Source organism: Mediterraneibacter sp. HA8405 (assembly GCF_056148955.1).
On record NZ_CM148758.1, the window covers coordinates 1,261,808 to 1,273,129 of the forward strand.

11 protein-coding genes and 1 riboswitch are annotated in these 11,322 nt (G+C 47.1%); of the genes, 7 read left to right on the forward strand and 4 right to left on the reverse strand.

Translation table 11 applies throughout. From position 1 onward, the window contains the following. Positions 1-14: 14 nt before the first annotated feature. Both AC0QUU_RS05930 and thiC read left to right on the forward strand, forming a co-directional pair. A complete protein-coding gene (locus AC0QUU_RS05930; protein ID WP_474545180.1) occupies positions 15-761 on the forward strand; it encodes a zinc ribbon domain-containing protein in 747 nt (248 codons plus the stop codon). A 429-nt stretch (positions 762-1,190) separates the two neighbouring features. Next, positions 1,191-1,301, forward strand: a riboswitch (TPP riboswitch). Positions 1,302-1,486: 185 nt separating this feature from the next. Next, positions 1,487-2,791, forward strand: a complete 1,305-nt coding sequence (gene thiC / locus AC0QUU_RS05935) for a phosphomethylpyrimidine synthase ThiC (protein WP_474545182.1) — start codon at positions 1,487-1,489, stop codon at positions 2,789-2,791. Between the two features lie 180 nt (positions 2,792-2,971). On the opposite strand, the gene AC0QUU_RS05940 is transcribed toward thiC, so the two are convergent. The 3 genes from AC0QUU_RS05940 to pduL form a co-directional block, all read right to left on the reverse strand. Continuing rightward, positions 2,972-3,889, reverse strand: coding sequence for an AEC family transporter (locus AC0QUU_RS05940; protein WP_474545184.1), 918 nt, complete (start codon positions 3,887-3,889; stop codon positions 2,972-2,974). Positions 3,890-3,908: 19 nt separating this feature from the next. Continuing rightward, positions 3,909-4,355, reverse strand: coding sequence for a GatB/YqeY domain-containing protein (locus tag AC0QUU_RS05945; RefSeq protein ID WP_474545186.1), 447 nt, complete (start codon positions 4,353-4,355; stop codon positions 3,909-3,911). Between the two features lie 90 nt (positions 4,356-4,445). Beyond that, on the reverse strand, positions 4,446-5,087 hold the full coding sequence (gene pduL, locus AC0QUU_RS05950; protein ID WP_474545188.1) for a phosphate propanoyltransferase: 642 nt from the start codon (positions 5,085-5,087) through the stop codon (positions 4,446-4,448). A 325-nt stretch (positions 5,088-5,412) separates the two neighbouring features. Here pduL and AC0QUU_RS05955 point away from each other — a divergent pair, with 325 nt between their 5' ends. Then, positions 5,413-7,044, forward strand: a complete 1,632-nt coding sequence (locus AC0QUU_RS05955; protein WP_474545190.1) for a Na/Pi cotransporter family protein — start codon at positions 5,413-5,415, stop codon at positions 7,042-7,044. A gap of 50 nt (positions 7,045-7,094) precedes the next feature. On the opposite strand, the gene AC0QUU_RS05960 is transcribed toward AC0QUU_RS05955, so the two are convergent. Then, positions 7,095-8,225 carry a glycerate kinase gene (locus tag AC0QUU_RS05960; RefSeq protein ID WP_474545192.1) on the reverse strand — a complete coding sequence of 377 codons (1,131 nt, stop codon included), beginning with the start codon at positions 8,223-8,225 and terminating at the stop codon, positions 7,095-7,097. Between the two features lie 246 nt (positions 8,226-8,471). On the opposite strand from AC0QUU_RS05960, the gene spoVT reads away from it, so the two are divergent. The 4 genes from spoVT to scfB all read left to right on the forward strand — a co-directional run bounded on the left by spoVT (position 8,472) and on the right by scfB (position 11,312). Further along, on the forward strand, positions 8,472-9,014 hold the full coding sequence (gene spoVT, locus AC0QUU_RS05965; protein ID WP_474545194.1) for a stage V sporulation protein T: 543 nt from the start codon (positions 8,472-8,474) through the stop codon (positions 9,012-9,014). Positions 9,015-9,191: 177 nt separating this feature from the next. Next, the gene (locus tag AC0QUU_RS05970; RefSeq protein WP_474545196.1) at positions 9,192-9,578 is read left to right on the forward strand and encodes a TIGR04086 family membrane protein; all 387 of its coding nucleotides are present in this window, start codon (positions 9,192-9,194) and stop codon (positions 9,576-9,578) included. Positions 9,579-9,664: 86 nt separating this feature from the next. Beyond that, entirely contained in the window at positions 9,665-9,808 is a 144-nt protein-coding gene (scfA, locus tag AC0QUU_RS05975) for a six-cysteine ranthipeptide SCIFF (protein WP_072524833.1), read from the forward strand. Positions 9,809-9,917: 109 nt separating this feature from the next. Further along, positions 9,918-11,312 (forward strand): thioether cross-link-forming SCIFF peptide maturase, encoded by a 1,395-nt coding sequence (gene scfB / locus AC0QUU_RS05980; protein ID WP_474545198.1) that lies wholly within the window; start codon positions 9,918-9,920, stop codon positions 11,310-11,312. The last annotated feature ends 10 nt before the right edge of the window (positions 11,313-11,322 follow it).

Consider the following 11,322-nt stretch of genomic DNA (forward strand, 5'->3'; position numbering starts at 1 on the left):
AGGAGGGCAAAAGTATGTTTTGCAAAAATTGCGGCGCGCAGATGAATGACAATCAAAAATTCTGTCCGAACTGTGGGACTCCGGTTCAGCAGTCGGAAACGGTACAGACTCAGGGAAATTCCGGGCAGTCCGCAGGTAATTATGCATACCAGCAGGGGCCTGCCGGCGGTTATCCTCAGGGTACAGGCCAGAGCCCGAAAAAGAGCTCAGGCAAAATGCCGATTATCATAGGTGTTATCGTCGGTGTCGTTGTTCTTGTAGCGGCTGTTGTCGGTATTATTTTCGGCCTGCAGTTATTCCGCGGCTCTAACGGCGCCGGGAAAACCGGTTCTACCTACACAGACCCGATTGACAGTCTGGTAGAAGGTATGGAAAAGCAGGACGGAGAGATTATGCTGAATGCTTTTTCTGACGGGACACTTAAGAGTCTTGAGGAAGAGAGCGGATACAGCAGATCTGAAATAGCTGATATGCTGGAGGAAATGTTCACCAGTTCTATGGGAATGGACGTTAAAGTCGGCGGCTATCAGATGGATTTCAGGGTAGATGACGAGGAAGACATTACAGGCAGTGACCTTCAGGAAATTCAGGATCAGTTTGAATCCGCGGGAATTGATGAGACGATAGAAGAAGCTAAAGATCTGGAGCTTACGCTGATTGTCGGTATGGAAGATGTGACAGATGAGACATTTGAAGATTCTATGGACATTCAGGTAATCAAGATTGACGGAAAGTGGTATATTGATCCCACATCTATGTAAAACTGTTTAAAAAATTTATTAACTGAATCAGAGAAGCGTTCTTGTTTCATACTTTAAGAAAAGATCCGTCTCTTACCGGACTGGCAGGAGGCGGATCTTTTCTTTGGCAGGTTTTCAGGAGGGAAATATCTGAAAAAAGGGAGGATGCCGGGCAACCGCTTTTACGGTTCCCGGCATGTATTATGAAAAAGTTTATTCCAAATAACTTGTGGCGTCTGTTTCAGTAATGTTTTCTATGGTCATAGTATATGAAACACAAATGAAGAAACCATGTTATTAAAATGAAAGATTTTTTAATGATAAATGAATAAATTATGAACAGGAACAAATAAAATCAGCGAAAGCTTCCGGCCAGCCGCAGGAATACGGCGCGGAAGAAAGGATTTCTTTACAAACGGATGATTATACAGTATAATACAGGAAGGCAAAATACTGCAAACGGGGAGCTCACATAAATGGGCTGAGAGTAAGCTGTATCGCTTAGACCCGCAAACCTGATTTGGATAATGCCAACGTAGGGACATATGCCAGCATAATAAAACCGGTTGAATGCCGGATCTGCGGGAAGGTTCCTTTAAGGATGCCTTCTTTTTTATTTCACAGAACAGAGTCCGGATTTTGTGGGATAGTGCTTTTTATAGAAGCTGCAGAAGAAATCGCTTCAGGAGATAAGGACAGCTCCGGCATATGTGACATGTCCTCAGAATAAGAAGGGAGAAAACACAATGAGAGAATACGCGACACAGATGGAAGCTGCAAGAAAGGGAATTATAACGCCGGAGCTTACAAAAGTGGCTGAAAAAGAACATATGAGTATAGAAGAGCTGATGCCGCTTGTGGCATCCGGCAAAGTTGTAATCTGCGCAAACAAGAATCATACCTGCCTGGATCCCCAGGGAGTAGGTTCTATGCTGAGTACAAAAATTAATGTCAATCTGGGAGTATCCAGAGACTGCAAGGATTACGATGTGGAAATGCAGAAAGTAATGGAAGCGGTAAATATGGGAGCGCATGCAATTATGGATCTGTCTTCTCACGGAGATACCATTCCGTTCCGCCGCAAACTGACCAGCGAGTGCCCGGCTATGATCGGAACAGTGCCGGTGTATGATTCTGTTATTCATTATCAGAGAGATCTGGATACTCTTTCTGCAAAAGATTTTATTGATGTAATTCGCCTCCATGCAGAGGACGGCGTAGATTTTGTTACTCTGCACTGCGGTATTACGAGAAAAACAATCGACCAGATCCGGAATCACAAGCGCAAAATGAATATCGTATCCCGCGGAGGATCCCTTGTATTTGCGTGGATGTGTATGACAGGAGAGGAGAATCCGTTCTATGAATATTATGACGAGATCCTGGATATCTGTCGGGAGTACGATGTGACGATATCTCTGGGAGACGCATGCCGTCCGGGATGTCTGGCTGATGCGACGGATGTCTGCCAGATCGAAGAACTGGTGCGTCTGGGAGAGCTGACGAAACGGGCATGGGAGAAAGATGTTCAGGTTATGGTAGAAGGACCGGGACATATGCCAATGGATCAGATCGCGGCCAATATGAAAGTACAACAGAGCATCTGCGGCGGCGCTCCTTTCTATGTATTAGGACCCCTTGTAACAGATATAGCTCCGGGATATGACCATATTACATCAGCTATCGGCGGAGCAATTGCGGCAGCGTCCGGCGCGGCATTTCTCTGCTATGTAACACCGGCGGAGCACCTGGCTCTTCCGAATCTTGAAGATGTAAAGCAGGGAATTATCGCTTCCAAGATTGCGGCTCATGCGGCAGATATCGCGAAAGGAGTGCGCGGGGCGCGGGACATTGACGACAAAATGGCTGACGCCAGAAGAGCGCTGGACTGGGAGGCTCAGTGGGCATGTGCGATAGATCCGGAAACTGCAAAGAAAATCCGAGATGACCGTAAACCGGAGCATGACGATACCTGCTCCATGTGCGGAAAATTCTGTGCTGTGCGCAGCATGAACAAAGCGCTGGCAGGAGAGCATATTGATATTCTGTAAGCATGGCGGACAGGCAGGCGCGGACAGCGGATTTTTCTGAATGACTGTGCTCTGCATAAAGATAAAAAGCGTAAGTATGGCTTTGATTCATACTTACGCTTTTTTAAATGGCTGCATATATGCTGTCCGGTTACGGGCAGACAGCGAAGCGGACTGCGAATATTCGCCTGACTGTGAATTTTATAAAACAGTTTCCGCCAGAAGTACAATCAGTGGAATTGTTGCCACAGCCAGTATCGTGGACAGGGCAAACATTTCCGAAGAGTAGGTATAGTTCTGTTTGTAGCGGATTGCCATCATTGTGCCGGTAGTGGCGGCAGGGCAGGCAGAGGCAATCAGTGTCGTCATTGCCACATCCTGAGGCAGCGGAATGATTTTCAGAATGAAAATCATGATAACCGGGATCAGTACCAGTTTCAGAAAACAGGAAAAATATACCCGCAGTTTGGTACACATCTTCAGAATGTCTGTCTGCGCGACAGAAAAACCGGCTACCATCATGGCCAGAGGGGTGTTCATATCAGCTACATAGTTCATGGAGTCGAGCACCACTTCCGGAAAACGAATCCGGGAGAAAAAGAGCAGAACCGCGATTATGGTCGCTATAACCATAGGAGACATCAGCCCTTTTCGTACGTTTTTCCAGGAAAACTTTTTTTCCATAAGGACGACGCCGTGAGTCCAGGAGAACAGGTTGAACACAACAATGTAGGCGGACAGAAAGAAAACCCCGTTGCTGCCCAGCACGCTGTTGATCAGTGGAATGCCGATGAATCCGCAGTTGGAATACATGGCATTATAGCGTTCGATGTTCGCGTCCGGACTGCCTTTCGGACGGATCAGCAGCGTTGTTACAAGGATTCCCACAATGTGGCAGAGTACGGCGGCTCCGAAAGAAATAAGAAGACCCCGCACAAGTTCCGGCTTATAATCCGTCTGATATGTGGTAATGATAACGAACGGGTTGACTACAAGAAGAAGGAGATTGGATACGGTTTTATTCCCTTCCTGATTCACCAGTTTGATTTTATAACACAAAATAGCGAGCAGCATAATGAAGAACATCTTCACAAGCTGCTCAAAGATCAAAATAAACATAATTAATATCTGCTCCTGTCTACTGCATCATGGAAGCAACGATTTCGTTGACCTGCTTTCCGTCAGCCTTTCCCTTTATTTGGGGCATCAGTTCTTTCATAATGCGGCCTTTGTCCTTCGATTCCGGTTTTTCGATGCCGAGACCGGAAAGAACTTCAAGGACAACAGCGCGGATTTCCTCTTCGTTCATCATTTTCGGCGCGTACTCTTCCAGTACACTCAGCCGTTTCCGGCATTCTTCGATAATATCTGTACGGTCAGCCGGCGTCATGTCGAGAGTCTCCTTCAGCTGTTTGATTTCTTTTAAAATCACCTGTGCTTCTTCCTCTTCAGTCAGATCTGCTCTTTTGTCAATGGCTTTATTTTTCAGAGATGAAAGCAGAAAAGAAAGGGCGGCTTTCCGCTCTTTGTCACCTGCCTTCATTGCAGCAACCATTGCGCTTCTTACTTCATCGATTTTACTCATTTTTGTTCCTCCTTGTATAATTTGAACAGCCGGAACGGGGAGTCCGGCTTCGTTTTAGAAAAAATACGTTTTTATTTCCGCCGTGCATTTTTATCGGTGGATTCCGGCCCGGAGTTCTTCCGCCCATGCCTGCAGATTGTAGGTGTGCCCGTCGAACAGCTTCAGGATGACACCGGTAGGATTATCCTCATTGGCAAATGCATTTGCCTCATCTGTATCTACATGCATCGCAAGAGAATAGGAAGGACTTACCCGTACAACTACATCGGAAAAGATAAGAGAACGCTCATAACTCGTTGTAATTACAAATACGATATCGTTATCCTTTACATGGGCACGTATGGCGTCCACAGGAGTCATGTGAATGTGGCGTTTTGCCACGATAACTCCTTTGGAAAGTTCAATCTTTCCCTTCGGTCCGATTAGTGTACAGCCGGGGGTTCCCTCCAGATCTCCGGACTGGCGGATTACACTTTTAATGCCCAGTCTCCGGGCGTCCGTAACGGAAATTTCTACCTGAGTTTCACTGCGGCAGGGTCCAAGGATCACGACCCTTTCAAAACGGCCTTTTGGTCCGGCGACAGTCAGCCGTTCTTTGCAGGCATACTGACCGGGCTGACTTAACTCTTTTGCAAAAGTAGGTTTTGCTCCGGGGCCGAACAGGGTTTCGAAGTCCTGTTGTGTGATATGGATATGCCTGGCAGATGTTTCAATGGGAATTGTCAGACTCATGAATCGTTCACTCCTTCATTTTGCCATGCAATAAATTTTAGCAGATTAAAGTGCCGTTGTAAAGCCGGAATCCGAGGGAAAAGAGTGCTTATTGCGGTCTCCGGCATATGCTTTCTCAATGCATTGTGATAAAGGATGGGAAAGAACAGTAAAAAACAGGTGAAAAATAAGAAAAGAAAGTGTTAAGAAAAAGTTAAATATTCGTTGACATGCAGGAGAGATACATGCTACTTTAATTGTAGTGCGGATTTTTGCGGAAATCTGAAAATCCAGGCACATTAGACACTAATTTTGCAGAAAGCACATATGCAAAGGAGAAAAAGGAATGGGAATAACAGATATCCTCTCTTTGCTTGGCGGACTGGCGCTGTTCCTGTACGGAATGCAGATGATGAGTACAGGCCTGGAGGCTGCCGCGGGCAACAAGATGAAGTCAATTCTGGAGAAACTGACATCTAACCGGATTAAAGGCGTGCTGGTAGGGGCCGGCATTACGGCGGTCATTCAGTCTTCTTCCGCTACGACAGTTATGCTTGTAGGATTTGTAAATTCAGGACTTATGACACTGAAGCAGGCTGTGTGGGTAATTATGGGAGCCAATATCGGTACGACAATTACCGGACAGCTGATTGCTCTTGATATGGGTGCGATTGCCCCGCTGTTTGCAATTATCGGCGTGGGGGCAATTATGTTTGTGAAGAATGAAAAAGTTCATCACATAAGCAGTATTCTGGCCGGACTGGGTATTCTCTTTATGGGAATGGAGATGATGGGAGCGGCAATGGAGCCGCTGCAGGATTCCCCACAGTTCATCGCTCTGATGACGAAATTCAGCAATCCGTTCCTGGGCATTCTGATCGGCGCGGTATTTACGGCAATCATTCAGTCTTCTTCCGCTTCTGTTGGAATTCTTCAGGCACTGGCGGCAACCGGACAGGTTCCGCTGTCCAGCGCGGTTTACATCCTTTTCGGACAGAATATCGGAACATGTATTACGGCGGTTCTGGCCTCTATCGGTATGAAAGTAAATGCCAAGAGGACAACAGTCATTCATCTGATGTTTAATATTATCGGGACTGCTATTTTTACCGTTGTCTGTATGGTTACGCCGTATGTAGCATTTGTAGAATCTCTTACTCCGGGCAATCCGGTATCCCAGATAGCAAATGCGCATACGATATTTAATATTGTAACAACCTGTATTCTGCTTCCCTTTGGATCATATATGGCGAAGGCGGCAGAACATATCCTTCCGGATCACAAAAAGGAAGATGATGAAGAGTTGCGTATGAAATATATCCGGCCTTTCGAATCTTCCTATGCTATCGGCCACAGTGCGGTAGCCGTGTCTCAGGTACGTGATGAGGTGGGAAGAATGCAGGATATGGTGAAAAAGAATATTGAAGATTCATTTTCCACGCTGATAGATTATGACGATAAGCTGAGAAAAAAAGTTCTGGAGCGGGAAGAGTATATCGATTATCTGAATAAAGGAATAGCTGAATATATTGTATCGCTGATGGCGTCCGAAATGTCCATGTCAGATTCCAGAAAAATCAACGGATATTATTCCATTATTGCAAACCTGGAGCGGATCGGCGATCACGCGGTTAATGTGGCGGGATATGCGGATGATATGAACAAGTGGCAGCTTTCCTTCTCGGATAATGTACTGGAAGAACTTTCAGAAATGAAAAAACAGACTATTGCATCGCTGGACACTGTGCGGGATGTGACCGAGGAAAATGCGTCGCAGGTACTTGAAAACGCGTCAAAAATGGAACAGAAGATTGACAATATGAGGGACAAGTATTTCAAGAAGCAGATTCAGAGACTGAAAAAAGGAAAATGCAAGCCCCAGAGCGGCATTGTATTTTCAGAGGTTCTTACAGATTTTGAGAGAATGGGAGATCATGTACTGAACATCGCCCAGCAGTACTGTGAGATGGAGCAGTAATAAGATAATATTGAAAGACAAAAGAGCAGGTCTTCCGTGAAGCGGAAGGTTCAGAGAAGACGGAAGACCTGTTCTGCACATGCGGTAAGATTTGATTTTGCGCGCTCCGGGAGCATAGCCTCCCGGAGCGTTGTTATTTCCCGTATAACAGGGAAAACCGCATGAATTCCCGCGCTTCTGCACGCGGCGTAAACAGCCGGGTTCTCCGATACGCTTCCCGCGAATGCGATCACTCTGACGTTATGTCTGCCGGCGAGCGCCGCTACTCCTGCCGGTACTTTTCCGAAAGGCGTCTGCCTGTCAATCCGTCCTTCCCCGGTTACTGCATAGTCTGCGTTTTCCAGCTCTTTTTCCGCGCCTGTGGCGTTGAGGATCAGCCCAACGCCGGAAAAGAGCTCTGCATTCAGATAGCTGAGCAGCGCAAAGCCCAGTCCGCCGGCTGCTCCGGATCCCGGCACGGCGGCGAAGTCCCTGCCGGTGACAGCGGCAGTCAGGCTGGCATAATGGTTCATATCCCTATCAATTTTGTCCAGTAGTTCGTCAGCCATCCCTTTCTGAGGGCCGTATACATAAGTGGCCCCGTCCTTTCCGCAGAGCGGATTTGTTACATCGCATGCCACCCGGAAACGGCATTCGGACAGTTCCGGCATACATCCGGACAGGTCGATGGAGCGGATCTGTTCCAGTGCGCGGGCGCCGTCGCCTGCATCCTGTCCGTTCCGGTCGAGAAAACGAAAGCCCAGCGCACGGAGCATTCCGGTTCCCCCGTCGTTTGTAGCGCTTCCACCGATTCCGATGATAAAATTCCGGAAACCATTTCGGATCCCGTGGGCGATCAGCTGTCCTGTCCCGTAAGATGTTGCCAGGAGAGGATCCCGCTTTTCTGACAGAGTAATACCGGATGCGGCAGCCATTTCGATGACAGCTGTGTATGTATCAGGAAGATAGGCATAGGAACAGGAAACCGGTTCCCTGTACGGCCCTGAAACTTCAGCCGTAATCCGCCGGGCATCTGTTCCGCGGGTCAGCGCATCTACGGTTCCTTCGCCTCCGTCCGCCACCGGTTTTATGATAATCCGGGCGTCCGGCTTTGCGGCGAGAATGCCGTTTCGGACTGCTTCGGCAGCTTCCATTGATGTCAGGCTTCCTTTAAACGAATCTATTGCAATTACAACTTTCATTCTTCCTGCTCCTTTTTATTAGTGCTTTTATTTTACATTTCTATTTAAAAAAAGTAAAGAAATAAGGCCCGGGAAAGACGGCGGAGCGCTATGCGGAAACAGTATTTTTCAACATAAAAAACTGATAAGGTATATAATGCCTTCATTTACAGATAATAGTACCAATGTTAAGAAATTTGACTGCATCCGGAAATCTGCGGCGGCAGAGAACACGGTGCATATATGAACTAAGACGGAGGTAATCAGATGAAAGCAACAGGAATTGTAAGGCGGATTGACGATCTGGGACGCGTGGTTATCCCAAAGGAAATCAGGAGAACCCTGCGGATAAGGGAAAGTGATCCTCTTGAAATATTTACAGATAGGGATGGTGAAATCATACTGAAAAAATACTCACCTATCGGTGAACTTGGCACTATGGCAAAGCTTTATGCGGAAAGTCTGTCTCAGACAATGGGGTGTACAGTTTGTATTACCGATACAGATCAGATTGTGGCTGCTTCCGGCAGCGGAAAAAAGGATCTTCAGGATCAGCCTGTCAGCAGGGAATTTACAAAAGTTCTGCAGGACAGAAGCCATGTACTGGGGAAATCCGGTCAGTCGGGGTATGTCAAAGTTACGCCGGAGATGGGAGTATATCAGGATCAGGCTATCAGCCCTGTAATCTGTGAGGGGGATGTGATCGGCGCCGTAGTGCTGCTTAACAGAGATGAAAAGCGTACTCTGGGAGAACTGGAGCAGAAAGTGGCCCAGAGCGCTGCGGATTTTCTGGGGAGACAAATGGAATAACGAAAATGTAAATTCCTGTCATAAATTCTTCCGGACAATCATATGATTTACTGTATCCGTTCAGACATGCGGCGGATTCCGGCTGCATGTCTGAACAGATGAGCGTAAATATGACCGGCGGGACGCAGATCCCTGCGGGAAAAGCCGTGTGATCAGTAACCGGGAGGAGAGATGAAAATGGAGAAAAATGCAGGAAGAAAGCAAAGTGTGGAGCGCAGGGCGGCGGGGTTTCTGAAAGCCCTTCTCAGCGCCTATATCGTAACAGGAATTTTACTTGTAGTACTGGCTTTACTGCTGTACAAAGCGGGACTCAGTGAGGAAGTGGTAAATGCCGGAATCCTTCTTATATATGTGATTTCCTCTTTTGCCGGAGGCTTTGTAATGGGAAAACTTACCGGAAACAGAAAGTTCTTGTGGGGACTTGTCACGGGTATTCTGTATTTTATCCTACTGATTGTAATTTCGCTGGGGCTGTACCATTCCCTGCAGGCTGATCTGATGAATCTGGCGACTACGTTTCTTCTCTGCGCAGGCGGCGGAATGCTGGGCGGCATGGTGTCATAAAAAGGGGCTTTTAAATTGAGAAATCCTGTGCTATAATGTTATGAGCATAAAGTGCCGAAGGCACAGGAAGATCAGGAGGATAAGCCATGAAACATATTAAAACACTGAATACACAGACATTAAACAATACAGTAAAAAAAGGCGGATGCGGCGAGTGCCAGACTTCATGTCAGTCAGCATGCAAGACATCCTGCACAGTAGGTAATCAGACCTGTGAAAACCGGAAATAATCCGGTTCTGTTAAAAAAGAACACAAGGGGGTAAGGCAGCGGGCCGGAAAGTCCGCTGCCTTACGCATGTACCTTGTCTGTACCAAAGACAGAAAGAGAGGAAACCTTTGTGATACACCAGTATCAGAATAATGGATATAATATTGTTCTTGACGTAAACAGCGGTGCTGTCCATGTTGTGGACCAGGCCGCATATGATGTAATCCGGGAACTGGAACAGCAGAATGAATTTCACACACCGGAAACACTCCGGTCAGAGGAAACGACAGATTTTCTCCGGGAAAAGCTTGGACAGACCTATACATGGGACGAGCTTTCCGAGATTCTGGACGCGGTAATTGAGCTGACAGAGCAGGGACGTCTGTTTGCCCGCGATATTTATGAAGATTTTATAGATGTGGTAAAACAGAGAAAGACGGTTGTCAAAGCGCTTTGTCTTCATATTGCTCACGACTGCAATCTGGCCTGCCGGTACTGTTTCGCCGAAGAAGGCGAGTACCACGGACGCCGGGCGCTGATGTCATTTGAGGTAGGAAAAAAAGCCCTTGATTTTCTCATTGCCAATTCCGGAAACCGGAGAAACCTGGAAGTTGATTTCTTCGGCGGGGAACCGCTGATGAACTGGCAGGTGGTAAAGGATCTGGTTGCCTATGGAAGAGAACAGGAAAAGCTCCACGGCAAACATTTCCGGTTTACTCTGACTACAAACGGCGTGCTTTTAAATGACGAAGTTCAGGAATTTGTCAACCGGGAGATGGATAACGTGGTTCTCAGCCTGGACGGGCGGAAAGAGGTAAACGACAGGATGCGTCCTTTCCGGAACGGAAAAGGAAGCTATGACCTGATTGTGCCGAAGTTTCAGAAACTTGCCGAGAGCAGAAACCAGGAAAAGTATTATGTGAGAGGGACATTTACCCGGAATAATCTTGACTTTTCTCAGGATGTGCTTCATTTCGCGGAACTGGGATTCAGGCAGATTTCCATAGAGCCGGTAGTGGGGGAAGAAACAGACCCGTATGCCATCCGGGAGGAGGATCTTCCGGTAATATTTGAGGAGTATGACAGGCTTGCAAAGATTATGGTGGACAGAGAAAGAAACGGAAACGGTTTTAATTTCTTCCATTTTATGATTGATCTGGAAGGAGGACCATGCGTGTCCAAGCGCCTGTCCGGCTGTGGATCGGGAACTGAATATCTGGCGGTTACGCCATGGGGAGATCTATATCCCTGCCATCAGTTTGTGGGGCAGGAGGAGTTCCTCATGGGCAATGTGGATGAAGGAATTGTAAAGCCGCAGATCGCTGAAGAGTTCCGGGGATGCAGTGTGTACTCAAAAGAAAGCTGCAGAAAATGTTTCGCCAGATATTACTGCAGCGGAGGATGCATGGCAAATGCATATAAATTCCACGGCAGCATCAACGACACCTATGAAATCAGCTGCGAGATGGAGCGCAAGCGGGTGGAATGTGCCATTATGATAAAAGCTGCGCTGGCAGATAAGTAAGAAAGGAATG